Raw genomic sequence first — 24,559 nt, 5'->3', positions numbered from 1 at the left:
ATCAGCACGTTATGCGCACACAAAAAGCATTTATCGTTGGGGAGTTAAGATGCTTTTGGCTGCTATTGTTCAACTGATGTTTTGGATTATCGGGGTCATCGCCCATAGCCAAAATTACCAACGCGTTTTTCAGGCAAACACCGTCAGAGATAAAAAAGTATTCTCTTATTTCTATCTGGGGCAGTTGATGATTGAATTTGATAAGCTACAAGAGCTCAATATTGACTATGAAAACTTGCCAACCCTGATGGAGCAGGAGTTGGCTAGAAAATGGTAAATTCTAGTTGTTCAAAAAATATCAGGGGATCACTCAGTGTGCGGGCGGGCAACTATTTGACATTTGGCACTGCAGTAAGTTGAGATAACTCAAGGAGGTAATATGGAGTATATCAGTGTGCTGAAAAAGAGTTTAAACATGGAAAAAAATAATCCCCACTGGCTCTTTGACATCGGTTATTTTAGATGAATGGTTGCCCGCCTATGCGGGCAAGACAGATTTTTTTGTAATAAGGCGACCCGGTCCCGATTAAAAACCATTAATTAACACCAGGCCATTGGTATCTTTGCCATTACTAATATCGCAGCGCCATTCTACAACCAAATGGGATTGGTGATGGAGCGGATCAAAATAATCAACATAAAGTGTAGCAGTATCATCGTCAAACACACTCAAACGACCAAACACCGACCAAAAAACACCAGGCACAGGCAATTCGACGGAACTGGTCATTGTTGTTGTAACCGTATCTTTTAATTGCCCATTGACGCGAACATTATAATGCAGGTATTGGGTGAAATTAAAACGGGTTGAGGCTCCAATAAGATTTTGCGCCAATTGGCTTTGAGTTGTTGGATCTGTAATCTGGCATCTGTCCAGATGTATGATTGCTTTCACATCATTACCGCTTTCAACAGCTTTGACCAGCTCGGTAAAATTCACTATTAACGCATTATTCGTAGTGAAATCAGCATACGCATTATTAATGATCAAGCATAAGACAATCACAGATACTGAACCAGTCCAGGTTTTCATAAATAATCCTCTTTTACTCCAGCGCAAATGTCTTTAATTTAAATTAATTGTATTATCTTAATCCATATTTCGCCAGGAAATTTAATTTTATTTGAATTGATTGGTTTAAATTCCAAGTTCGGTGATAATAGAGAATAGTGCTGTATTGATTAAATCAAAGTTAAGCCAAAACAAGGCCCATACTTTATATTAACCAGACCCCCAGAGAGACAATGAACTATTTACACGACCTGATTCATTACATCCTTCATATTGACCTGTACTTGAATACCTTTGTTTCAAACTATGGATTTTGGACCTATCTGGCCTTATTTGCGGTGGTATTCTGTGAAACAGGATTAGTGGTCACCCCGATACTGCCCGGAGACTCTCTTTTGTTTGCAGCAGGAAGTATCGCGGCTCAACCAGGCAATCCCTTAAGCCTTAGCCTGTTATTCTTCGTTCTGTTCATCGCATCAGTGCTGGGTAATCAAGTGAATTTTTTAATCGGCAGAGTGCTAGGCCCCCATATCTTTACGTCTAAAAAATCCTGGTTACTCAACAAAAAACATTTGCAGGAAACCCATGTATTTTATGAAAAACATGGTGGGAAAACCCTCATTTTCGCTCGTTTTTTACCAATAATCCGAACTTTTGCGCCGTTCATTGCGGGTATTGGCACTATGGAAGTACTTCATTTTTCACTTTACAACCTGGTAAGTGCTCTACTTTGGATTGGTAGTCTGCTAGGTCTAGGCTTCTTTTTAGGCTCGCTTCCTATTGTTAAAGAAAATTTTACATTGGTCATTTATGGCATCATTTTAATCTCTGTCTTACCGCCAATCATTACGTTTATGGGTAAAAAAGCCATACAACCCGTTAAAAAATAATGAAATTCAGCCCGGTAAAACCGGGCTTAAACAATCAGACCGCGTGCTCATCGGGTATCTTAAACTCAAACAAACTTCAGTGATACAGCCTGAATAAACACAAAAAAAACAAATCTTCTTTATTTTCTATTCGTAACAGCAGGATTAGGAAGATTTAAAGAAGTAATAAACCCTTGAAGCATGGATTTATACTGTTTGGCAGTTCGCTCCAAAGAGGGCTTGGGTCCATCCATCTGCAGCTCGTTGAGCAACATTGTTCTATAGGAATGAGCATAAGTATTACCATTCTTATTGTCTTTCAAAAAATGAACTAACAATCGCTTCGCATCAGTATAAGTACCTACTTTGGCAAACTCTGTATTAAACTGACACGCTCTTGCCCGACCGCTGCTTCCATGACGATGAAAGAATGAAAAATAGCAATTTCTTTCACTGTAATCAGTATAAGCAATGGTAGCGTTTGCAACACACTGCTTTAAACGAACCAGTTTGTTGTCATCACTTTCCTCAAGTGCGGGAGAAGGTGGCAGCTCGTTCTGTTTAGCAGGTGGAACTGAATTTTGCGTCCCTATTGTTGGATTGGAGCCGGGGAGTGGTGATTGGTTATCGGATGTCAATTCTGAGGGCACACTGACAGCATTCACAGTATTCGTAATCCGTGCAAACATAAACTCAGTCAGCCAATGAGCGTTTCTCTGATTTATTAACGTAATGGTATGACGTTCTGGTACATCATGAAACTCTTGAATGGGTTGAGCATTTCTGTAAATATGCAGATTAACCTCAAACGCTCTGGCTAAATAATCCATATCCAAATGGGTTCCCCAATACGCCTCTCGGGTGATATGACTCATGGAAAGAATAATTGGAGAATCAGCACTGGGCGGCGTTTCTTTTGTTATCGCATCGGGTTTAACATGAGTACCGTACATCAGGCTTAAAAATAAGGGGATTAACGTGAGGTGTTCATAATTCTCTCTGACCTTTGAACGATCAATCGCGGCTATAGCTCCTTTAACTGCAGCTGAATTGGCAAATTCATTATAACGGGGATCAATGTCCTGAGAATTTCTATAATAGAGTGCAGCGAAATTTATAAAATTACTGTTTGCCACTAATTGGGCATAATCCTGTTCTGGGTTTGCGCATGCTTCTCTTAACTCATTGAGACGATAATGATAATCTAACAATCTTAATGTCATTTGTAATTGAGTCAATAATCCTTTATTGGGTGTATCAAAGTCAAAAAGGATGATTGCATCGAATTGATCGAGTAAAGACTCATCAAACGCAACCAAGCGTTCAAACATGCGAGTGTTTTTATAGCTGTTTTCTTCCTGAATAATATTAATTAATCCAATAGCAAATGCATAAAATGCACAATCCCCGGAACCAGGATTATCCACTTCTTTGGGACTAAAATGAACTGCTTCGCTATTATCTTGAGAATCTGGTATCGCTTGAAGATTGGCAGGAGCCTCTACTGGTTTTGCTCCCTGAAATGCTTGCAAGGACGTCATATCTAATTTCTGTGGGCCAAATTGAACCTGCGGGTCAAAGTCAGAGTCATTGCACACTACATTCCAATGCTGCTCTCTGTTTTGGAGGCTGATTGGGGTCGTTTCATCAGAAGGATGTTCCAATTCATTTTCAATCAAGCTTAATGATAAAGCATCAGCCATCTCTTTTAAATCATGACAACCGTAACCTCTTTGAAAAGCATTGGGGTCAGCCTGAATCAATTGCATCACGAAATCCAATTGCGTACCTGCCTGGTGCCTTATCATGCTTTTGATGCTGCTAAAATCCTGGGTGTGATCCCAATCACGAATTAGAGGAACGAGATCTGCGATCAGTTTCTGCTTGTCCTTAAAATTCAAGTTATCAATTTTAGGACATTTGCTGTAATCCAAAGCATAAGCTGCAACTTGACCAACAATGAGCTGTTTATTATCTCGAACAAAGTTGGTCAGTTCATTTACTACCTCTTGTTCCAGATTTGCCTGATAGCGCTGATTGAGTTTAAATAAAGCTGGGGCTAAAATAAGCTCCCAATCCCTGGAATTATTATAATGGTTCAACCATTGTTTTAAAGTATCCCAGGTTTGAGGATTAAATTGAGGATGATGTTGAGCAAACTCTATCAGTAATTGCTGATAACCCGGGGTATCCTTTTTGCTGTCCAATCGACCGCTTTTTATTTCAATACCCAGTCCAATGGCCAGTGCATTAAATAAACAGGCACCATCTCCAGTAGCCTCAATTATTTTACCCATGCTTCCCCCAAGAGATGCTCTAAAACCCAATTACATGATCATATATTATCCTTTAAGACTGCTAAATAGTCAATGAGTTGGCGCAGTACCCTTCCTCATCCGGCGCTTAAAAAATTGACTATCCATTGCGCTATCAGCGAATCGTCTTCATGTAATTCCAATGATTTCATGCCTTGGGCCAATTTTAGTTCATCAACAGAATCCTCCCGAGAAATCATCAAATCACGCGAATATTCTTTAGTAAATTCTGGATGGCCTTGAATAGAAAAAAAATGCTCTTCAATTTGCATCATGTAATTAGGGCAAAAATCACTTCCAGCCAGAACCAGAGCGTTCTTAGGTAGCTCAACTACCTGATCCTGATGGCTAACCAGAATATTAAATTCCGGTTTAAATGGTTTCATCCAATCTTTTTGATGCACAACCTGATTTTGAGACATACCAACTCCCCAGCCTTTGGGAGATTTAATGACCTTCCCCCCTAAAGCTTTGGCAATCAATTGGTGCCCGAAACAGATACCAATGACTTTCTTTTTTGCAGCATGCAAGGTACGAATAAACTCTTCCAGCTGGTCTATCCAGGGATAGCCATCATTCACACCATGACGGCTCCCAGTGATAAGATAGGCATCAGCAGCATGAATATCAGGTGGCAGCAGTTCATGCTCTGCATCAAATACAGTGAATTCAATATGGGGATCTACAGGACGTAACAAATTGGCAAACATCTCCGGATATTGTCCATGTCGCGCAACAAATTCATCACTTACTTTATCGCATTTTAATATGCCTATTTTCATACTGTTCCCCAAGCCTCCTCCAGAATGGCTCTATAACGCTCTTGATCGAACACAATAGGATTGGAACCGGCTGCAGCATCTTCTGTGGCCATGCGCGCGATGCGATCAAATTGAGTATCATCAATACCTATCTGAGATAAAACAGGTTCAATTCTCAATTCAAGTCTCATTTGAAAAATCCAATCCATAAAACCATCGAACCCATTAGCCAAAGACAAATATTGAGTCAAACGAATTATTTTGCTTTCAATAGCCGGCCGATTGGCTATGAGAACATAAGGCATCAAGATCGCATTAAGTCGTCCATGATGCGCGTCATATACCGCGCCTAAAGGATGAGCCAGTGCGTGCATGGCTCCCAAACCACGCTGAAATGCGGTCGCTCCCATAGCAGAAGCAACAAGCATATTCGTTCGAGCCTCCAAATCACTGCCATTCTGATATGCCTTGATTAGATTTTCTTTGATTAAACGAATACCTTCCATGGCAATCCCTTCTGCCATAGGGTGATAATATGTTGCACAATAGGCTTCAAGACAATGTGATAAGGCATCCATCCCTGTAGCAGCAGTCAAAGAAGCGGGCAAACCCGTAGTTAACTCAGGATCCATGATAACAAGAGCTGGCAACATAGCAGGATGAAAAATAATTTTTTTAATTTGTTGTTCTGTATCCGTTATTACCGATGCTCGCCCAACCTCTGAGCCAGTGCCCGCAGTCGTCGGTATGGCAACAACAGGAGCCATGGTTGAAACGTTAACACGCTTCCAATTGTCCCCTACGTCTTCAAAATCCCACAGCGGTCTGTTTTGACCAACCATTAACGCGATTGCCTTTGCCGCATCTAGAGCTGAACCGCCGCCCAGAGCGATAACCCCATCATGTTGACCTATCTGATAGGCGTTCACCCCAGCCATCACCTGTTCGCCAGTCGGATTTGCTTTAATCTGACTAAAAACACCGACATTCAAATCAGCAGCCCGACACCTATGCACTATGTCGGCTACCATTAATGTAGCAGCCAAACCTGGATCAGTAACCAGCAAGGGCGCCTTCATACCTAACTCCTCACACGCACCGGCCAGCTCCTGAATTCGTCCTGGTCCAACCCGAACCCGGGTTGGGTAATTCCAGTTAGCGGTTAATGATTGTTTGTTCATAAAAATAGGTTCCTTTTGCGTTTAAATACTGGTTTTTATATGAAAGGATTTAGGTCGGGTCAGGTGCTCATAACCTATGGAAGACAAGGTGCATCCTCTACCGGAATTCTTAACGCCAGTCCAGGCTAAAGCCGGATCGAGATAGTCACATCGATTAATAAAAAAAGTTCCGGTATGTATTTGCTCACCTATCTCAACTCCTTTGTTGATGTCAGTGGTGAATACCGCTGCGGTTAAACCAAAGGAGCTGTCATTCATTAAACGAATTGCCTCCTCATCACTTGCCACTGACATGATTCCCACTGCTGGTCCAAAAGTCTCCTCAGTCATAATGCGCATGCTGTGATTTACCTGAGTCAAAATCTGTGGAGCGAGATAAGGAGTTCCAGGTTTATCCATTTTAAAATCAGCACTGTTGATGTGAGCTACAGCGCCCTGCTCTATTGCTTCTTGAATTTGAGAACGGACAAAATCGGCCGCTTCAGCACGAACCAAGGGACCTAATGTAGTTTGAGGATCGTCCGAACGCCCTAATTGATATTGCTTGGTCAGATGTACGGCTTTAGTAACGAACTCTTCAAATACATCCTGATGAACATAAATACGTTCAATACCGCAACAGGACTGACCTGAATTAAAAAAGGCTCCATCTATTGCAGTTTCCACTGCATGATCCAAATTCGCATCGGCACGAATGTATGCCGGATCTTTTCCTCCCAGCTCAAGCCCTACATTAATAAAACGTCCAGCTACGGCTCGCTCTACCATTTCTCCGCCGGCGACAGAGCCAGTAAACGCAATTGAATTAATCCGTTCTGATTGAATAACGTGTTCTGTATCACGATGAGTCAGATGCAGGTATTGAAATACTCCTTGCGGCAGACGAGCTTTTTTAAACGCATCATCAAAACGCTCTGCTACTAATGGGGTTTGAGCTGAATGCTTCAAGAGCACCACATTACCCGCCATAATAGCGGGTATAATGGCATTGACTGCAGTAAGAAAAGGATAATTCCATGGAGCAATAACAAAAACCACACCTAATGGTTCTCGTTTAATGTATCGAATAAAACCTGGTTTTTCAGGTAGCTCAATGGGGGCAAGAGCGGATTTCGCAGCAGCGATCATATAACGAGATCGCTCCTCCAATCCGTTAATTTCTCCTTGCGCATAACGAATCGGCCGCCCCATTTGCCAGCACAGCTCCTCAGCTATTGCCTCTTTCTCAGCTACCAGAAAATCTACAGCAGCAGTGCAATATTCTTCACGTTCAGCCAAGGATGAAAGACTCCATAATTTTTGTGCTGAATGGGCTTGGATTAACGCTTGCTCAATTTCTTGGTGATTGGCATAGGGTCGTTCTACATAGAGTGAATTATCTATGGGTGAATAAGTTCTCAAAATTTCAGTCATTGTTCGTCCAATTATCAATTTAATAAATCAGGGTCTGTTGACAATTCAAGTTTCGACGTTCCGCGAACAAGTCGCGGAACGTCGGCTTGAATATAATGAAATGTAAACAGCCCCCTAAATAATTTCAAAATAGCGGTCTAATTCCCAATCGGTTATATGCTTCCTGAACTCCCGCTCTTCCCATTCCCTTGTTGCCGCAAAATGAGCAACAAATTCTTTTCCAAATAATTGGTTAGCGGCATTGGAATATCGCAATTTTTGGGCAGCATCCCATAACGTCCGGGGCAAAGCCAGTTCGGGATTATGAGTCTGCTCATAAGAGTTCCCCTTTATTTCAGGTTCTGGTTCCCATTCCTGCTCGATGCCGTACAACCCTGAACCAATCGCCGCAGCCAAAGCCAGGTAAGGGTTAGCATCCGCAGAACCTAATCGATATTCAATACGCTGGGATTTATCGCTTCCAGGAATAACGCGTAAAGCTGTAGTTCTGTTCTCTACTCCCCAGGTTGCATCGGTAGGTGCCCAGTAGCCTGGAATTAATCGCGAATAACTGTTAACAGTGGGAGAAAACATAGCCAATAGTTCGGGCATTAATTTTTGTTGCCCGGCTAAAAAATGCCGTTGAATTTTACTCATATTATGAGTAGCGTCCTTAGCATAAAATGCAGATTGCCCTCCCTCTCGATACCTTAGAGACAAGTGAATATGACCACTCTGCCCGGGATAATTTGGAGACCACTTGGCCATAAACGTTGCCATTTTATTATTGCGCTGGGCAAGAATTTTCATAAATGTTTTAAACAGTGCCGCTTTATCTCCGGCAGCTTCAGCCAAATCTACGGCTATAGCCGCTTCGAGAACTCCGGGACCTGTTTCTGTATGCAATCCCTCTATTGAAAAATCCATTCGTTGTGCCATATCAAGTATTTGATGATAGAACTCGGCATGAACCGTATTGCGGATTATTGAATAGCCAAAATTATCCGGCGTAATTGGCTTTAAATTTCGATATCCTTTGGCACGCACGCTATCTGGCGTCTCATCAAAAACAAAAAACTCATATTCAAGGGCTGCATAAGCATCAAAGCCCATGTCTTCAGCTTTTTGAATAACTCGTCTTAACACGGCGCGAGGACAAATAGATTCTGCTTGTTGGTCAAATTCAGCAATAAACAACAACTGATTGTCTTCAAAGACTAAATCACGGCAAGAGGAAGGGATAATACGAGCCTGTGCATCAGGATAACCCGTATGCCATCCCGTGTAGTGTACATTATCATATAGTTTATCTTTCGAGTCCCAACCAAGTATGACATTACAAAAAGCAAAACCATGTTCCAGAGCAGAAAAAAACTTTTCACGACTCATATACTTGCCAAGCATGACTCCATCCATATCAAATATCCCTACTTTGACATGAGTGAGCTGTCTTTCTTCAACAATACGTTTTGCATCCTCAATGGTGCGAACTTCTCTCGACTTCAGCATGACATATCCTTATGTTTTAAATTGCTTTTAATTTGCAGGAGAATAATATTCGAGTGTAACCTGTCAAAAAGGAACTAACCAGAAATTAATAGACGGGACAGGATTCCGTTTTGAATCCAGCTTTTTAAAAATGACGCAGCCTTAATCCCCACCTCTTCAACCGCAATCCACTGACACAATCCTTCACAGAGCTCACCGAAGGACAAACCCTGAATTACAGCATCTAAAGCCCAGGCTTCTTCTTCAGACATACTGTAGTATTGAATCAGGTACTCCGAAGTTCGCCAAACCACCCAGGAGGTCGCTTTAATGGTCTTATTTATTTCTGGTAAAGCCTGATCATGAATCAACGTGTACCAAACAGGGATTGCATTCCAAAAATGGTTCAAGCGCTGAACTGATGAATGAAGAGTAAACTGCAACCCTGCCCAGGATTCAGCAGGAACATTACCCATTTTCTGAACCGTCAGAACCGGATCATCCGCCGCATCAAAAGCCAAAGTCATTTTCCATTCAAATTCCGCAAGCTCAGCCAAATAAGCATAGGGCTTATCGTAGTAATGGTGTACAAATTCGGCTAAAGCATCACCATACCATCTGATGGAACGATAGCTTGAAGGATGAGCATCAATATAACTGCCGCAGAGTTTATTAAATTCTTCGGTACCTAAGTAAGCATGTAATGCGGGATAGCTTGTTGTCAAACTCTCAATCAATCTTGATTTATAAGCATCACGATAAATACCCAGTCGAGTATCTATTAATACCTGTCCTGTTTGTTCGATAGAATTTTTAATATTAGAATGACCTGTTAACAGGAATTTTTGAAATTGACTCTGTAGGTCCAGAAGTTCTGTCATGCCGGAACCTCCTCCGTTAAGACCTGTTTCACAATGCGCCTGGCATGCTCCAGCTCATTTAAGAGTTCTTCAAAAGGAGGCATATTATCATCCCGTTCAATCATGGTAGACACAGGACCCAATTGTTGAATCGTATTAGCATACAAATCCCATACAGGTTGAATAACCGGAGCATCATGAGTATCAATAATGTAATCTCCATGATTGGAATGACCCGCTAAATGAATTTGGGCGACACGATCTGCGGGCATGGAATGAATATAGTCCAAAGCGTTAAATTGATGATTAACTGAACTGACATAAATGTTGTTTACGTCCAATAAAATATAACAACCTGATTTTTTTACTATTTCAGATAAAAATGCCCATTCGGTCATTTCAGATTGCCTGAAAGTAAGATAACTGGAAACGTTTTCTATTAATATTGCCCGTCCCAGGAAATCTTGTATTTGCTGAATTCGAGAAACGATATGGTTTATTGCTTCATGAGTGTAAGGCACCGGAAGCAAATCATGTACATTAAGGCCATCAACCCCTGTCCAACACAAATGATCCGAGATCCAGACGGGTTCAACGCGATCCGCCAGATTGCTCAACTGCTTCAGGTAGTCCATATCCAATGCATCACTGCTTCCCAAAGACAGTGACACACCATGCATCACTATAGGATAGTCTTGACGTATTTTATCAAGGTAATATAAAGGTTTCCCACCGGGTACCAAATAATTTTCACTTAAGATCTCGAACCAGTCCAAATCAGGTTTGCAAGTTAAGATTTCTTCATAATAATTGGGACGTAACCCTAAGCCAAATCCGAGATAAGGCATTTTGGGAATGTTGATAAGTTCTGATAATTCCATATATTCCCTGAACAATAAATAAAACCAGGCATGCGTGGCATGCCTGGAGTAAATCCTTTTACGGAACCCAGCTTATTGAGCTACAGTGCCGCCAGCTTTTTCACAATCTTCTTTAGTCATTTCAACAACGCCTTTTCCTTTGCATGAATTTTGACCTTTACATGCATTGTCAGCAGTTTTGCAAGCGCTTTGACCTTTACACGCGTTACCACCCTGGCATTGAACCATAGGTGCTGTAGTAGTTTCGACGGCAAATGCAGGAGCTAAAGCAAACATAGAAGCAGCACCCACTGCCAAAGCAGCACCAGTTAATTGTAATTTGTTCATCAAAGTTCCCTTTATATAATGAGTTAAATTTATTTTGAGGCAGACAAAATAAATTATTTTGTCCACAACATTCTAGAGAGTGATCTTCAAAATTGTCAAGGTACCGACTCCATTGCTCTTCAGAATTATTTTTAGATAAATATCAAGAACACGAGAATGCAAACGTATAGAGGGAGCAATAATACCAACAACTCCTCACTACCACATCAACCCACCCGAACCATAATCCAGGTGATAAACCCCGCTAATAAAACTAAAAGCCAACTTAAAAGATGCAAAGGAACAAAATCGAGCACATCCGCAAAAACAGGCAATTGAATAAATAATAAAGTACATAAAGCAATCATATAAATAATTATTCTTTTTCCTCGAAGATTCAAACCATTTAACGCAATGGTTATTCCGATACTGATTGCACTGAGCATCGCCAAAATTAAAGCTCTGGCATAATTATCAGCATAGCCCTGCTTCAACGTGAAGATAAAACTTATTGTAACCATCATCGTGGTCACCATTCCGGTGAGCATTATTTTTTTCCAATCACCAGGACTAAAAAAATTATAATTCGTATTGCGTTCTTTAAGTCCAAGGCCATTATCTTCAGGCAGATCCTGAAAGATCAATAAAGCGGTTGGATGGATAATCAGCTCCAGAAAAACAATATGAATGGGATAAAAAGGCAAAGGATAGCCCATCAAAGGAATCAAGGCCGCTGAGAGTACAAATGGAAAATGAACCATCACTAAATAATTAAATGCTTGCCTGATATTTTTAAATAATTGTCGCCCTTCAGAGATAGCATTCACGATGCTGTCAAAATTATCATCCAGCAACACTATGTCAGATACTTCACGAGCACTTTGTGAACCCCTCTCCCCCATAGCAATCCCTATATTTCCAGCTTTAAGCGCTGGCACATCATTGACACCATCTCCTGTTACCGCAACCAATTCGCCTTTGCACTGCAATGCCTTGACCACATCATATTTTTGAATTGGAATCGCTCTGGCAATCACATCAATATCGAGTAAATTTTTATTAGCTGTCGGTCCGATATAATCATTCAATTCTTCAGCAAGAATCACCTTAGGATTACCAGCACCTAAACCTATTTGTCGGGCAATAGCTTGCGCTGTGGCAGGATGATCCCCGGTTATCATTAATACATGTATGTGTGACGCCTGACATTCCGCAATTGCCTCAACAACTCCCTGCCGTACCGGATCTGAAAAGGCAAGCAATCCCATCCATTCATAATCATGTCCTGGCTCATTTGAATCACTATCCTCTGCCATTTCTATTTTGGCACAGGCTATAACTTTAAACCGTAGTGCCGCCAATTCTTTTATTTTCGCCATCCAATGTTCTTTTTCCTGAGGACTTAGAGCAGATATTGCCATAATGGTTTCAGGCGCACCTTTAGTCACAATCAACCATTTAGAGTCTTTTGCTATTACAGAAGTTTCTCGTTTTCTGTCTTCAGTAAATGGAAATGTCCTCAATCTGGGTTCAATATTAAGCTGAGCCTTGTCTGCTTCATTCATGATGGCTATATCAAGAAGATCATAACTGTCCTTTCGAGAAGCAATGGCAGCTAAATACAATAATGATTGAGCGTCTAAACTTGCAGCTGGGAAATACTGAGCAACTTTAAAGTGCCCTTCAGTAATGGTTCCAGTTTTATCGGAACAAATTACCGTGATACGACCCAAGTTCTCAACAGATACTGCACGTCGGACTAACGCTTTTTTTCGCGCCAAACGGTATACGCCCACCCCAAGATAAAAAGTAAGTACTAAAGGGAACTCATCTGGCAATGCAGCAACGGCCAATGTTGCAGCGCTAAGAATTGCATCAATAAGTCCAAAACCTTGAGTAATACGAACTGCGGCTAATAATAAGCACAAAAATCCTGCAATGCCTATCAATTGTAATACCAGCTTTCCGAGTGCTGCCTGTAAGGGCGTTTTTTCTTTGGTTGTTGCTAAAGCAGAATGAACTATCTGCCCATAAAGCGTTTCCTTACCAGTAAAAACAACTCTTAAAAGACCATGCCCTGTTAGAATTTTAGTCCCGGCAAATCCCCAGTAACTGGAGTCAACCGGACTGTCTTTATGTGTTAATTGCAAAGATGTTCCTATACGTTTCACCACAGGAACTGATTCACCGGTTAATGAAGACTCCTCTATCTGGATATTCTCAGCAGTAAGAATTAATCCATCCGCCGGAATAATTTCCCCCGCTTGAATCATCACCAAATCACCAGGTACTAATTCAATTGAAGGAATACAAAGTTCTTTTCCAGAACGAATCACTCTTACTGATGTAGCCAAATGTCCAATCAGGCTCTGAGTCGAGGATTGCGTGCGCCAATGTAAAAAGGCATCCATCCCAACCAATGGAATAATGGCTAGCCCCAGAATAGTTGCTTCATGATAATTATTCAAAGAGGCAAACAAGACACTGGTAATCAATAAAAACCAAATCATGGGATCAGTCATGGTATTAATGATTAATTCATACCAGACGTTTACTTTTATGCCGGCAATATCATTGAGTCCGTATCGATTTCGGCGTCTTGATACGTCCTTATTATCAAGACTCCACTCAGCAGAAGCAGAGTCTTTAATTCTTGACCAGGCAATCTTGCGACGCATTCATTGTCCCTAAAGTTAGCTGAGTTCCACCTTTTGCAAATAAGTTGGCAGTTCACAAGTCCATTTAAATGTTTTTTCAATATGTTCTTTCAAGGCCTGAGAAGCCGATGGCTCTCCGTGAGTAATAAACACTTTTTGGGGTGCTTTTTCAAAATGACTTAACCAGGCTAAAATCTCCTCATAATCCGCATGTGCTGAAGCATTAGTTAATACTTTCATTTGAGCTTTCACCGGATATTGGTCACCATGAATTTTGACAGTAGGTTCATGCTGTAACATTCTATCACCTCGTGTACCTGAAGCCTGAAATCCCGTCATCAAAATGGTGTTTAAAGGATTGGTTACATAGACTTTCAAATGATGAAGCACCCTGCCGCCAGTCATCATACCGCTGGCAGAAATGATGATTTTAGGCTCATGATTACGGTCAATAGCCATGGATTCTTCAGAAGTCTGGACGTAACTCGCCACATGACACACCGCTCTACATAATTCAGGGCTGAGCTTGTGTTCACCGCTGTTTTTCAACAGCAGTTCTGTTGCATCAATAGCCATAGGACTATCCAGGTAGACTGGAATATCAGGAATCAAATTTTTCTGTTTTAAAAGATAAATATAGTAGAGGATGGTTTGCGAACGCCCAACTGCAAAAGCAGGTATGAGTACAGTACCCCCTCGATTGTATGTGGTATTAATGATATCAGCAATCACTTTGAGTGGATCAGATTTATCATGCAGTCTGTCACCGTAGGTCGATTCTATAATAAGATAATCCGCGCTCTTGAGGAGTTCTGAAGGTCGCATTATCGGATCGTTTAATCTCCCAATATCCCCACTGAACACGACTTTCCTCTGATTGTGTTGAACCTGTACAAATGCTGAACCCAGTATATGACCCGCTCGATGCCAGCTTATTTCTGCCTCACCTGGCATGGGATAAAGCGTATCGTAGTCCACTTCATCAAAATGCTTTAAAGAATGATAGGCATCTTCCTGAGTGTACAGAGGTACTGCGGGATGATGTTTACTGTATCCGTATTTATTGGCTCTTCGCGCATCCTCCTCTTGTAAAAAACCACTGTCAGGCAGCAGTATGGAGCACAGCTCTTTTGTAGCCTTGGTTGCGTAAATACGCCCCTTAAACCCCTGCTTGACCAATAAGGGAATATAGCCGCTGTGATCAATATGGGCATGGGTTAAAACAACTGCATCAATTAATTTGGGCGATATTGGGAAAGGAGACCAATTGCGTAATCTCAATTCTTTTAACCCTTGAAACAATCCGCAATCCACCAGAATTTTTTTATTATTCAGTTCGATTAGATATTTAGAACCCGTCACCGTACCTGTGGCACCCATAAAGGTCAATTTCATAATAATCCCTTTTTATTTAATGAGTTAATTATAATGCAGACAGGATGAGTACGAACAGTTTTTTATACTTTTTATTCAAAGAGGAACCTAAAGTACGATTACAGTTCCCCCCTCTGCTTTCCTCTCCAGTCGGTGGTACTGGCAATACAATCAATTGTATTTCATTAACGCTCCAATAAAGCCAGGGGCTTTTTGACTATTCATCTTAATCTTTAATAGAACTTTTCTTTAAATTCTCAATCCACTTCAGTCGATTGGCTTTGCTCATATTGGACTTTTTAATTGCATAATGAAGGACATAAATGCCACCCTTACCTCGGGTAATCTTTTGAATTTCATCCTGTTGCAAGTTAACTGGTACGGTCACTTTAAATTCAAAAATCAATTGATCGGGCTGTTCTGCAATAGTATTGATGGAGTACGTAACCCCGGTTTTCTTCAAATTATCTACAAATGTTTTTTTAAATTGAGCGGGAGTTACTCCTTCCAAGCCTGATATAAACTGTGAGGTCACTAACTCCTTCCACTGATTAATATTATCTCCCACAGGAATATATTCCACCGTCCATCCTGCATTGGTTTTTTGCCCCCAGGCGGGTTTCCATGCTCTGTCATCAAAATGAATATTCTGCTGGTCATAAGTCAATATTACGGGGGCAACTGCATTGCCTGGCAGTGGGACGAGACTGCAATACGATTCGCCCTTATAAGTGAGGTACTCCACGCATTTGGCATTATTTTCCTTCGTTACTTTAACTACATGTTCTGGAAGTGCAGAATTCGTGGAATCTGCATAACAATTCAACGCCATAAATACACCCAGGAAGCCAGCAATAACAAAATTCATCATTTCATCACAATTAATTCGTATGAGTTAATTGTAGACTCCTAGGACGCGCCTTGCATAACGAATTAATCAATCAGAACGCCGATAACCTCCTTCCAGTTTCCCAGTAATCCTTCCGCATATAATCGGGGCAAAATCTGTTGCCCCAATATGGAAGCACATTCAAATCCGCTTTCGCCATAATGGGCATCCAGCCAGACCAGCCTATCTATTTCATTTCCAGGAACCGGAATACCTTTTATGCTCACAATATAAGCACGCATCACTAATACTGCATCCTCATAAATTGCTTTAGCCTGAAAAATTCCATAAGGATGAATAGACAGTACCTCCACATTCAGCTCTTCATACAATTCTCGCCTTAATGCCTGTTCATCCGTTTCATCTTGTTCAATTTTACCACCTGGAACTATGAGTTCGCGAGCTGGTTTTCCACGTTTATGAACAGCCAAAACGCGGTCATAGGAATCAAAGATTAACGCACCTGCTTTATAAATCGTTGGCATAGCTGATTGATTCATGTTCGAAAACTCCATGATTAAATGTTGTTAATTTATCCAGACTGGCAATACACGGATTACTAATGTGCTTAGGTGTAGTAAAAACATGCTGGCAAGCGTCGCATTGGTGGCGTTGGTGAGGAATTACAGAATGTAGTCCCTTATCAAAATGAGGATGGTTACACTCAGGACAATTGATACTGAATAAATGATGATGAAGCTCTGGAATTGCCCTTTGAATCTGTAATACACGCACCATTTCAATGTCCAAAAGCACGTCGTCAATCCACACTTCACTGTATGTATTATCCACTACGCGCTTGTTTTCACCGTTGTAAGCATGTACATGGATCGCACTTTCTTCTGGGCGTTTCGCGGTCCAGATAATGGATGGATTGGATCCCCAAATCTGAAAACCACCTGGAAAACGATCGTAATCCAATTTAATTGTTCTTGCCGGACGTATTGACGGTCGTTGTACCTGAACATCACCCAACCACTCTTTAAACAGAATGATGGGATTAACAACACAACGTTCATTCGTTACGGTTACCTCACCACATTGATCGCAATAATGATCAAATGATGGACGTACGGCGGACAACCCTTTATCCAATAACTCGGCGCCACAATGATCACAATACCTGCTGACTATGACAAAATCAAAAATAGAGCTCATGGTATAGCTCACAGCACTGTCTTCAGTCAGAAGCACGCTTTTTCCCTGCCACCTCACTTCAATTTCAGAAAATGATTTATCTATGATTTTTTTTCCTGATTCATTGAATCGAGCATGAATATGGACGCCACGATCAAAAGCCTGATCATGACTGTCAAATACAGCAGGCAAAGCACCCCAGGCGGCAACACCACCTGGAAAATCGGATAGTTCTATAGCGCTAAGAGGTTTATTCAGTTGGGGATTCAAATCAGACATAGAGACACCTTAATAAATGGAAATTAAAGTATCCCTCGACCTGAAAGCAGGATTGTCGTCACAACTCGGGAGGAATCGAGAATAGTTGTAATCACCTGCTTCTAAAGCAGAAATTAGAGTACCGGAAAATGAATTTATATGTCAATATAAGAATTCGTAGCGTTTCATCACTGGATTGATGAACACTCAAAATACCCTGGACTATTCTAAATCAATTGTATAAGGAGATTGTCATGAACGGATGCAAGCTAAGCCCGGTTGGACTAGGTTTGTCTTTGGGAGTTCTTTGGGGATTATCCATGTTATTCCTGGGAATATCTGCTTATTATTACAGTTACGGTAAACCCTTTGTTGAAGCTGTAGCTTCGTTGTATTTAGGCTATGAGCCTTCCATAAAAGGCAGCATTATCGGAGGTATCTGTGGCTTTATCAATGCATTTATCACCGGTTTTCTTATTGCCTGGTTATACAATAAATTCAGTTGTTGTAAATGCAGTTGCTGTGGCACAAAAAACAAAGAAGAAACAAAAGCTTAGTTGGTGTAGGTCGGGCCGAGGCCCGACCTTACTTAGTCAATACTCTACACAAGAGACAGCGCAGAGCGAAATTATGGATTCCGCGGTCAAAGCCGCGGAAATTCGAGTCATGACTTTTACTCAAATGTTAATCGAATTCCCGCGGCATTGACCGCGGGATCCACTGCGCTTAGCCAGTACTCTACTCAAGAGACAGCGCAGGGCGAAGTAAGCATATTACTGGCGAACAATAATGTTATTTTCTACAGTCTGCACTCCGGGTACTTGGCGTGCTATTTGCTCTGCAGTATCGCTTTGGCGAATTTTCTTCACATAACCGCTCAAAATAACGGTGTTCTGATTGGTCGCTACATGAACCTGTGCAATCTGCGGATCGGGATTGCGCATTAAAGCATCCTGTACTGATTGTGCCAAAGTCATACTCGGCTGATAAGGACTGAACATAGTGCTACTGCCTGTATTATTCATACAACCAGTCAATAAAAGAAACAAACCTGCTAAAACGCTATAAACTGTATATTTTTGCATTAAATTCTCCAATAGAGAGTAAGTACCGTCCATCCTGAATATCATGATTTACAATACGATAAGCACTCAAGTCAAACTTATTCTATAACCACATAACACAACACTGCAAAGAAATGAAAAATACTTCCGGCCAAAACGAACAGATGCCAAAGCACATGACTGTACTTTAATCGTTCCCATGCATAAAAAATAACGCCAACAGTGTAGCATAATCCACCGGCAACAATACATGCCAGTCCACCAGCAGGCAATAATTGGTATATTGGCTTAATCACAATCAGACTCATCCATCCCATTAACAGATAAATGATTGTCGATAATAGTTCAAATTTATGCACCAGAAAAAGCTTGAAAACTACCCCTGCAAGAGCCAGAGACCAAATTACAGTAAACATGGTCCAACCCCAGGGGCCTCTCAAGGTAACCAACATAAACGGGGTATAACTACCGGCAATGAGTAAATAAATAGATGCGTGATCCGCAATACGGAACAAATGCTTTAACCTGGGATTTGTTAAGCTGTGATATATCGTCGAACTAACGTACATTAAAAAAAGGGTGCAACCAAAAACAATCCCTGACAACAATTTGAATCCGTCATGCTGGGTAGCAGAGAAAACGATGAGCAAAGTTATAGCTGCAAGACTCAGTAATGCACCCATGGCATGAGTAGTCGCATTTCCGATTTCTTCCGCTCTGGTTTGAAGCTTATCAGGTTTAATCCATGGCATAAAAGTCTCTTATTTTGGTTAGAACACAGTAACTCATGGGTTTACTTCGGGACTCATTTGCAGGAATAGTACCACATATGTCAAGAATTCTACAGTAAGGTAGTTGTACTGGAATACTGCTATACTACTTTTAATTAATCAGGCCTACAGGATGTAGTGTATGAAAAAAGAGAAGAAAAACACATCGACAGCTCCCAATCGTCACCCGGAGAACAATGGAGGTTCCACCAGGCAGGATTCTGTTTTTAGAATCATTGATAAACTCTATCAAGCCAAATTGGGTAAACTCACTGCAGGTATCAGTCCCGCAGCTTTGCTCACGGCTCATTATTCATGGATTGCCCAGTTGATGCAATCACCAGGTACCATGACTCAGCTCACAATGTTTCCCCTCCTGAACGCCCAGGAAATGATCAATAATCTTCTCACCCAGGACAAACCGGAAAATGGGAAAGACGTTCGATTTCATACACAAAACTGGAGTTATTATCCCTGGCGCTTATGGGCAGAACTCTTTCTTCAACTTGAAGAATGGTGTTTACAATCCACCACCAATGTGCCTGGCTTGCCAGCCCACGTGAAACGCACTGTATCGTTTCGCCTGAGACAAATTCTCGATGCCGTATCACCATCCAACTTTGTATTAACCAATCCTGATTTGTTAGTGGAAACCATTCGGAGTCAGGGGAAAAATTTAATTCGTGGAACCGAGCTGGCCATCCAGGACTTTACTGAAAAATTGACGGGCTCTCCTCCAGCAGGAGTGGAACATTTCATTCCTGGCAAACAGGTTGCTGTAACGAAAGGAAAGGTGGTGTTTAAAAATCATCTGATTGAGTTAATTCAGTATGAGGCTCAGACCGAGAAAGTGTATAAAGAACCAGTTCTTATTTTACCTGCCTGGATAATGAAATATTACATCCTTGATCTGTTGCCTGATAATTCTTTGGTAAGCTGGCTGACCAAACAAGGTCATACCGTTTTTATTGTTTCATGGCGAAATCCGACCCAAGAAGATAGAAATCTCGGACTGGCAGACTACTATCGCCTGGGCGCGATGGCAGCAATTGATGCAGTTTCAAAAGCCAGACCTAATATAAAGATTCATTTAATGGGGTATTGTCTGGGCGGAACCCTGGCGATGATAACTGCCGCAGCCATGGCAAAAAACCATGATGCCCGTCTTAAAAGTCTCACTCTCCTCGCAGCACAGGGGGATTTTACTGAAGCAGGCGAATTGCTACTTTTTATTACCAAAAGCGAAGTATCCTTTTTAAAGAGCATGATGTGGGATCAGGGTTATCTGGATACAAAACAAATGTCCGGAACGTTTCAGATGTTGCGGTCCTATGATTTGATTTGGTCTAAAATGGTTCAGGATTATATGCACGGTACTCAAAGAGGCATGATAGCTCTCCTTGCCTGGAACGCAGATGCTACCCGAATGCCATATAAAATGCACAGTGAATATCTGGAGCAGTTATTTCTTAACAATGATTTTGCTGAAGGACGATTTACCATGGAAGGAAAACACATCGTTGCAGAAAACATACATTTACCCGCATTTGTGGTCAGCACAGAAAAAGATCATGTGGCACCCTGGAAATCTGTTTATAAAACCCATCTGTTAATTAATAGCGACATTACGTTTGTATTAACCAACGGCGGCCACAATGCTGGTATTGTCAGTGAACCTGGACATGAAGGCCGCTCCTATCGAATTCGCGAGAGAAAAAAAGACTCAACCTATCTTGATCCGGCAACCTGGTTAGAGGAAGCAGAAACTGAAACTGGTTCATGGTGGACGGCATGGCATAAATGGTTAGCGGAACATTCATCGACCCAATTAATCAAGCCTCCAAAACTCGATAAAAAACTCCCCGATGCTCCCGGAGAATATGTCTTACAGAAATAATAGAGGATAAAATGGATAACGAATTTCTTGATAATGTCACCTTTGATGAACTCACTATAGGTCGAAAAGCGACATTAGTGAGAACTTTAACACAAAACGACATAAATTTGTTTGCAGCCATGTCCGGAGATGTGAACCCTGCTTACCGTAATCCTAGTGACAGTCAAAGTGACCTTGTTCATGGCGTAGTGGCTCATGGTATGTGGTCTGGAGCACTGATTTCCACATTATTGGGAACGGTCTTGCCGGGACCGGGAACAACTTATCTGGAGCAGGATATCAAATTCAAACAGCCCGTATGTATTGGTGATGAATTAACCCTGACTATTACAGTACGAGACAAGAATGATAAGACCAAAATTGTCAATTTTGACTGTGTAGGCTTCAACCAAAAAGGAGAACTTATCGTTGAGGGTCTTGCCAAAGTGATTGCCCCTGTTAAAAAATTGAGAGTGCCGCGCATCTCTTTACCTCATGTCGAAATCCTGAACCACGATCATTTTAATGCCATCATTGTTTCCTGCCGTGATTTACCCCCGATTAAAACCGCTGTTGTACACCCTGTGACAGCCAATGTACTGGAAGCCGTCAATGATTCCGTCAAAGCAGGATTGCTCACCCCAGTTCTAATCGGTCCTGTTAAAAAAATAAAAACTGCGGCAAAAGAAGCGCAAATTGACTTGTCCCAATGGGAGATTATTGATACTGAACACAGTAATGCAGCAGCAGTTAAAGCTGTAGAGCTGGCGTCGTCTTGTAAAGTAGATGCCATTATGAAAGGAGCACTGCATACGGATGAATTAATGTCGGCTATAGTTCCTGTCACATCCGGATTGCGAACCAAATATCGAATCAGCCACGTTTATGTCATGGACGTGCCTACTTATCACAAACCCATTCTAATTACCGACGCCGCTATTAATATCGCTCCTAATGCCACAGACAAAGCGGATATTTGTCAAAATGCCATCAACCTCTGGCGGATCTTGTATGGTGATGAACACAAGCCCAAAGTTGCCATACTTGCTGCCGTTGAAACCGTGAACCCCAAAATGCAAGCAACTGTCGATGCGGCTATTCTCTGTAAAATGGCTGATCGAGGACAAATTTATGACGGTATTTTAGATGGGCCTCTGGCTTTTGATAATGCGATTAGCAAACAGGCTGCTATTGAAAAAGAGATCGTATCTCCTGTAGCAGGAGATGCCGATATTTTGCTAGTACCCGAAATTGAATCTGGAAACATTCTTGCGAAACAACTGTCTTTTCTGGGACATGCCGATGCTGCAGGTATTGTTTTGGGAGCGCGCGTCCCAATCATTTTAGCAAGCAGGGCTGACTCATTGAGAACTCGGCTATTATCTTGCGCGGTAGCGGTTAAAATTTCCGCCGCCAGAAAAGCAGGAAAAATAAAATGACCGATTCTGTTTTATTGATCCTTAACTCAGGATCTTCCAGCGTGAAATTTCAGGTCTTTACCAATACGCCAGAACTGATTTCACTTGCTCATGGTAAAATATCCGACTTAGGTACAGAGCCTAAATTTTCCGCTTACAATGAAACTCGATCCGAACAAAAAACAGATCAATCACTCACTATCGATTTTAACCACGTGCAATCCATTCAGAAAATACTCGACTGGATAAATCACCAAAATAGCTGGAGTGTCCGTGCTGTTGCTCACCGGGTAGTGCATGGTGGTGTTCAATTTCCTAAAAGTGTATTGGTTACAGAAGCTGTTTTGAGCCAGTTAAAAAAACTAAACCCTCTGGCACCACTGCATCAACCGCACAATCTGGCTGCTATAGAAATCATTCAGCGCATGCACCCTCAATTACCCCAGTTCGCATGTTTTGATACGGCCTTTCATGCGGGACACAGCCCTCTGTTTTCAGTATATGCTCTCCCCGAGTCCCTGCAGGAACAAGGGATAAGGCGATATGGATTTCATGGACTATCTTATGAATGGATAGCTCATACTTTAAAAGAAAAACATCCTGGTTTGTCTCATGGCAGGATTATAACGGCCCATTTGGGTAATGGTGCCAGCTTATGCGCCATGCATCATGGCATCAGTATTGACACCACGATGGGATTAACTGCGCTGGATGGACTGCCTATGGGTACACGATGTGGCAGCCTGGATCCTGGCGCGATTACCTACATGATCAGGGAGTTAGGCCTATCCCCTTCTGAAGTGGACCAGATACTTTATAATGATTCGGGGCTGCTTGGATTATCGGGATTAACCAATAACGTCAAGGAACTGCAAGAGAGCCACAATGAAAAAGCCCAATTTGCTCTGGATTATTTTTGTCTTAAAGCCGCCCAATTTATGGGAATGATGGCAATTTCCCTTGGTGGTGTTGATGGTATTGTATTCACTGGTGGAATAGGTGAAAATTCAGAGATAATTAGAACGAACATACTTGCTCGACTCAAGGTTCTGCGACCTTTTTCTGTCCTGATTATTCCAGCAAATGAAGAAAAAATGATGGCAATGCATGCATTAGAACTGTTGCGTACAATGTAAGTAAAGAGAACATTAATATGGATAAAGACTATTACAAAATTATGGGTGTAAGCTCTGATGCCTCTGATAAAGACATCAAAACAGCGTACCGAAAATTAGCTCGTAAATACCACCCTGACATCAGTAAAGAACCAGATGCCGAAGAAAAATTTAAAGAAATGGGTGAGGCTTATGAAATCCTAAGGGATCCTGTTAAACGAGCTGAATACGATCAATACATTAAAAATCGTGAATTCAACCAAAGAGCCTATCAATCTACAGGTCATGCTGGTGCAGGAAGATCGCATCAATATGAAGATGTTCAGTTTGACAGTGATTTCTTTGAATCTTTATTTGGTCACTCCCGATATCAGCATCAGCCCATGACGGGTCAAAATTATCAAGGAAAAATGACCATTAGCCTGGAAGAAGCCTTTAATGGTGTAGTAAAAAGTGTGCAGGTTCCAGTAGATCAAGGATCTGAAACCAAATTACAGACTTTAAATGTCAAAATTCCTGCTGGGATAAAATCCGGTCAGCAAATACGTCTGGCTGGACAAGGTGGCTCAGGAATCAATGGTGGTCCCAGAGGTGATTTGTTTTTAACGATAGAGGTAATGAAGCATTCGCTATTTGATGTAATGGAAAATGACATTTATCTCACTTTACCCATAACCCCTTGGGAAGCAGCATTAGGCACTACGGTAATAGTGCCCACACTCAGTGGAAAAATTGACTTAAAAATTCCCCCTGGCTCCCAAGGCGGGCAAAAACTCAGAATTAAAAACCGTGGATTACCCGGAGCAACCCCTGGCAATCAATACGTTCTGTTAAAAATAATTACTCCCCCAGCAACTTCAGAAGCAGCAAAAGAGGTTTATAAAAAAATGGCGGAAGTAATGCCTTTCAATCCACGTGAGAAAATGGGAGCATAGC

Annotated in this window: 22 protein-coding genes and 1 pseudogene; 7 read left to right on the top strand and 16 right to left on the bottom strand. The window is 41.6% G+C overall.

From position 1 onward, the window contains the following. Positions 1–277: pseudogene (locus G543_RS0107345) on the top strand (hypothetical protein); the annotation flags it as partial. A gap of 249 nt (positions 278–526) precedes the next feature. Here the strand turns inward: G543_RS0107345 and G543_RS0107335 are convergent. Then, entirely contained in the window at positions 527–1,033 is a 507-nt protein-coding gene (locus G543_RS0107335; protein WP_028383947.1) for a hypothetical protein, read from the bottom strand. Between the two features lie 212 nt (positions 1,034–1,245). Here G543_RS0107335 and G543_RS0107330 point away from each other — a divergent pair, with 212 nt between their 5' ends. Then, on the top strand, positions 1,246–1,902 hold the full coding sequence (locus G543_RS0107330; RefSeq protein WP_028383946.1) for a DedA family protein: 657 nt from the start codon (positions 1,246–1,248) through the stop codon (positions 1,900–1,902). Between the two features lie 119 nt (positions 1,903–2,021). Here G543_RS0107330 and G543_RS17390 read toward each other — a convergent pair whose 3' ends face one another. The 13 genes from G543_RS17390 to G543_RS17375 form a co-directional block, all read right to left on the bottom strand. After that, on the bottom strand, positions 2,022–4,178 hold the full coding sequence (locus G543_RS17390; RefSeq protein WP_051190633.1) for an OTU domain-containing protein: 2,157 nt from the start codon (positions 4,176–4,178) through the stop codon (positions 2,022–2,024). 95 nt (positions 4,179–4,273) lie between these two features. Further along, positions 4,274–4,978 carry a glutamine amidotransferase-related protein gene (locus G543_RS0107320; RefSeq protein ID WP_028383945.1) on the bottom strand — a complete coding sequence of 235 codons (705 nt, stop codon included), beginning with the start codon at positions 4,976–4,978 and terminating at the stop codon, positions 4,274–4,276. Continuing rightward, entirely contained in the window at positions 4,975–6,138 is a 1,164-nt protein-coding gene (locus tag G543_RS0107315) for an iron-containing alcohol dehydrogenase (RefSeq protein ID WP_028383944.1), read from the bottom strand. Before G543_RS0107315 ends, G543_RS0107320 begins: the two co-directional genes overlap by 4 nt. A gap of 21 nt (positions 6,139–6,159) precedes the next feature. Further along, positions 6,160–7,551, bottom strand: coding sequence for an aldehyde dehydrogenase family protein (locus G543_RS0107310; RefSeq protein ID WP_028383943.1), 1,392 nt, complete (start codon positions 7,549–7,551; stop codon positions 6,160–6,162). 114 nt (positions 7,552–7,665) lie between these two features. Next, positions 7,666–9,039: a glutamine synthetase family protein gene (locus G543_RS0107305; protein WP_028383942.1), complete on the bottom strand. Its 1,374-nt coding sequence runs from the start codon at positions 9,037–9,039 to the stop codon at positions 7,666–7,668. A 74-nt stretch (positions 9,040–9,113) separates the two neighbouring features. Then, a complete protein-coding gene (locus G543_RS0107300) occupies positions 9,114–9,899 on the bottom strand; it encodes an HvfC/BufC N-terminal domain-containing protein (RefSeq protein WP_028383941.1) in 786 nt (261 codons plus the stop codon). Beyond that, entirely contained in the window at positions 9,896–10,759 is an 864-nt protein-coding gene (gene bufB / locus G543_RS0107295) for an MNIO family bufferin maturase (RefSeq protein ID WP_028383940.1), read from the bottom strand. The genes G543_RS0107300 and bufB overlap by 4 nt, the downstream gene beginning before the upstream one ends. Before the next feature lie 72 nt (positions 10,760–10,831). Beyond that, positions 10,832–11,086 carry a BufA2 family periplasmic bufferin-type metallophore gene (bufA2, locus tag G543_RS0107290; RefSeq protein ID WP_028383939.1) on the bottom strand — a complete coding sequence of 85 codons (255 nt, stop codon included), beginning with the start codon at positions 11,084–11,086 and terminating at the stop codon, positions 10,832–10,834. Positions 11,087–11,292: 206 nt separating this feature from the next. Continuing rightward, a complete protein-coding gene (locus G543_RS17385; protein WP_035921692.1) occupies positions 11,293–13,743 on the bottom strand; it encodes a cation-translocating P-type ATPase in 2,451 nt (816 codons plus the stop codon). 15 nt (positions 13,744–13,758) lie between these two features. Further along, on the bottom strand, positions 13,759–15,117 hold the full coding sequence (locus G543_RS0107280) for an MBL fold metallo-hydrolase RNA specificity domain-containing protein (protein WP_028383938.1): 1,359 nt from the start codon (positions 15,115–15,117) through the stop codon (positions 13,759–13,761). Between the two features lie 205 nt (positions 15,118–15,322). Beyond that, on the bottom strand, positions 15,323–15,967 hold the full coding sequence (locus G543_RS0107275; RefSeq protein ID WP_238584777.1) for a hypothetical protein: 645 nt from the start codon (positions 15,965–15,967) through the stop codon (positions 15,323–15,325). Between the two features lie 62 nt (positions 15,968–16,029). After that, positions 16,030–16,485 (bottom strand): NUDIX hydrolase, encoded by a 456-nt coding sequence (locus G543_RS17380; protein ID WP_065236048.1) that lies wholly within the window; start codon positions 16,483–16,485, stop codon positions 16,030–16,032. Continuing rightward, entirely contained in the window at positions 16,454–17,401 is a 948-nt protein-coding gene (locus tag G543_RS17375) for a hypothetical protein (protein WP_051190632.1), read from the bottom strand. Before G543_RS17375 ends, G543_RS17380 begins: the two co-directional genes overlap by 32 nt. Positions 17,402–17,634: 233 nt before the next feature. On the opposite strand from G543_RS17375, the gene G543_RS0107260 reads away from it, so the two are divergent. Continuing rightward, positions 17,635–17,937 (top strand): bacteriophage holin, encoded by a 303-nt coding sequence (locus G543_RS0107260; RefSeq protein ID WP_028383936.1) that lies wholly within the window; start codon positions 17,635–17,637, stop codon positions 17,935–17,937. A gap of 216 nt (positions 17,938–18,153) precedes the next feature. Here the strand turns inward: G543_RS0107260 and G543_RS0107255 are convergent, their stop codons facing one another. Together G543_RS0107255 and trhA are read right to left on the bottom strand one after the other, a co-directional pair. Then, positions 18,154–18,465: a BON domain-containing protein gene (locus tag G543_RS0107255; protein WP_028383935.1), complete on the bottom strand. Its 312-nt coding sequence runs from the start codon at positions 18,463–18,465 to the stop codon at positions 18,154–18,156. A gap of 77 nt (positions 18,466–18,542) precedes the next feature. Then, positions 18,543–19,196 carry a PAQR family membrane homeostasis protein TrhA gene (gene trhA, locus G543_RS0107250; protein ID WP_028383934.1) on the bottom strand — a complete coding sequence of 218 codons (654 nt, stop codon included), beginning with the start codon at positions 19,194–19,196 and terminating at the stop codon, positions 18,543–18,545. Positions 19,197–19,356: 160 nt separating this feature from the next. On the opposite strand from trhA, the gene G543_RS0107245 reads away from it, so the two are divergent. From G543_RS0107245 to G543_RS0107230, 4 genes are read left to right on the top strand one after another with little or no spacing between them, the layout of a single operon-like run. Beyond that, on the top strand, positions 19,357–21,111 hold the full coding sequence (locus G543_RS0107245) for a PHA/PHB synthase family protein (RefSeq protein WP_028383933.1): 1,755 nt from the start codon (positions 19,357–19,359) through the stop codon (positions 21,109–21,111). Between the two features lie 11 nt (positions 21,112–21,122). Next, on the top strand, positions 21,123–22,529 hold the full coding sequence (locus G543_RS0107240) for a bifunctional enoyl-CoA hydratase/phosphate acetyltransferase (RefSeq protein ID WP_028383932.1): 1,407 nt from the start codon (positions 21,123–21,125) through the stop codon (positions 22,527–22,529). Further along, positions 22,526–23,644, top strand: coding sequence for an acetate/propionate family kinase (locus G543_RS0107235; RefSeq protein ID WP_028383931.1), 1,119 nt, complete (start codon positions 22,526–22,528; stop codon positions 23,642–23,644). The genes G543_RS0107240 and G543_RS0107235 overlap by 4 nt, the downstream gene beginning before the upstream one ends. 17 nt (positions 23,645–23,661) lie before the next feature. Next, positions 23,662–24,558 (top strand): DnaJ C-terminal domain-containing protein, encoded by an 897-nt coding sequence (locus G543_RS0107230; RefSeq protein ID WP_028383930.1) that lies wholly within the window; start codon positions 23,662–23,664, stop codon positions 24,556–24,558. Position 24,559: the final 1 nt, after the last annotated feature.

The sequence above is a fragment of the Legionella moravica DSM 19234 genome, assembly GCF_000423305.1.
Taxonomy (GTDB): Bacteria; Pseudomonadota; Gammaproteobacteria; order Legionellales; family Legionellaceae; genus Legionella; species Legionella moravica.
Note: the sequence above shows the minus strand (reverse complement) of the source record. Positions and strands in the feature narration are given on the sequence as shown.

Coding starts and splice junctions, on each gene's coding strand:
- G543_RS0107320 (WP_028383945.1), bottom strand. CDS start 4,978: ATGAAAATAGGCATATTAAAATGCGATAAAGTAAGTGATGAATTTGTT.
- G543_RS17390 (WP_051190633.1), bottom strand. CDS start 4,178: ATGGGTAAAATAATTGAGGCTACTGGAGATGGTGCCTGTTTATTTAAT.
- G543_RS0107280 (WP_028383938.1), bottom strand. CDS start 15,117: ATGAAATTGACCTTTATGGGTGCCACAGGTACGGTGACGGGTTCTAAA.
- G543_RS0107255 (WP_028383935.1), bottom strand. CDS start 18,465: ATGCAAAAATATACAGTTTATAGCGTTTTAGCAGGTTTGTTTCTTTTA.
- G543_RS0107230 (WP_028383930.1), top strand. CDS start 23,662: ATGGATAAAGACTATTACAAAATTATGGGTGTAAGCTCTGATGCCTCT.
- G543_RS17385 (WP_035921692.1), bottom strand. CDS start 13,743: ATGCGTCGCAAGATTGCCTGGTCAAGAATTAAAGACTCTGCTTCTGCT.
- G543_RS17380 (WP_065236048.1), bottom strand. CDS start 16,485: ATGAATCAATCAGCTATGCCAACGATTTATAAAGCAGGTGCGTTAATC.
- G543_RS0107240 (WP_028383932.1), top strand. CDS start 21,123: ATGGATAACGAATTTCTTGATAATGTCACCTTTGATGAACTCACTATA.
- G543_RS0107300 (WP_028383941.1), bottom strand. CDS start 9,899: ATGACAGAACTTCTGGACCTACAGAGTCAATTTCAAAAATTCCTGTTA.
- G543_RS0107310 (WP_028383943.1), bottom strand. CDS start 7,551: ATGACTGAAATTTTGAGAACTTATTCACCCATAGATAATTCACTCTAT.
- G543_RS0107245 (WP_028383933.1), top strand. CDS start 19,357: ATGAAAAAAGAGAAGAAAAACACATCGACAGCTCCCAATCGTCACCCG.
- G543_RS0107235 (WP_028383931.1), top strand. CDS start 22,526: ATGACCGATTCTGTTTTATTGATCCTTAACTCAGGATCTTCCAGCGTG.
- G543_RS0107275 (WP_238584777.1), bottom strand. CDS start 15,967: ATGATGAATTTTGTTATTGCTGGCTTCCTGGGTGTATTTATGGCGTTG.
- G543_RS0107260 (WP_028383936.1), top strand. CDS start 17,635: ATGAACGGATGCAAGCTAAGCCCGGTTGGACTAGGTTTGTCTTTGGGA.
- G543_RS0107305 (WP_028383942.1), bottom strand. CDS start 9,039: ATGCTGAAGTCGAGAGAAGTTCGCACCATTGAGGATGCAAAACGTATT.
- G543_RS0107330 (WP_028383946.1), top strand. CDS start 1,246: ATGAACTATTTACACGACCTGATTCATTACATCCTTCATATTGACCTG.
- bufA2 (WP_028383939.1), bottom strand. CDS start 11,086: ATGAACAAATTACAATTAACTGGTGCTGCTTTGGCAGTGGGTGCTGCT.
- G543_RS0107315 (WP_028383944.1), bottom strand. CDS start 6,138: ATGAACAAACAATCATTAACCGCTAACTGGAATTACCCAACCCGGGTT.
- trhA (WP_028383934.1), bottom strand. CDS start 19,196: ATGCCATGGATTAAACCTGATAAGCTTCAAACCAGAGCGGAAGAAATC.
- G543_RS0107335 (WP_028383947.1), bottom strand. CDS start 1,033: ATGAAAACCTGGACTGGTTCAGTATCTGTGATTGTCTTATGCTTGATC.
- G543_RS17375 (WP_051190632.1), bottom strand. CDS start 17,401: ATGTCTGATTTGAATCCCCAACTGAATAAACCTCTTAGCGCTATAGAA.
- bufB (WP_028383940.1), bottom strand. CDS start 10,759: ATGGAATTATCAGAACTTATCAACATTCCCAAAATGCCTTATCTCGGA.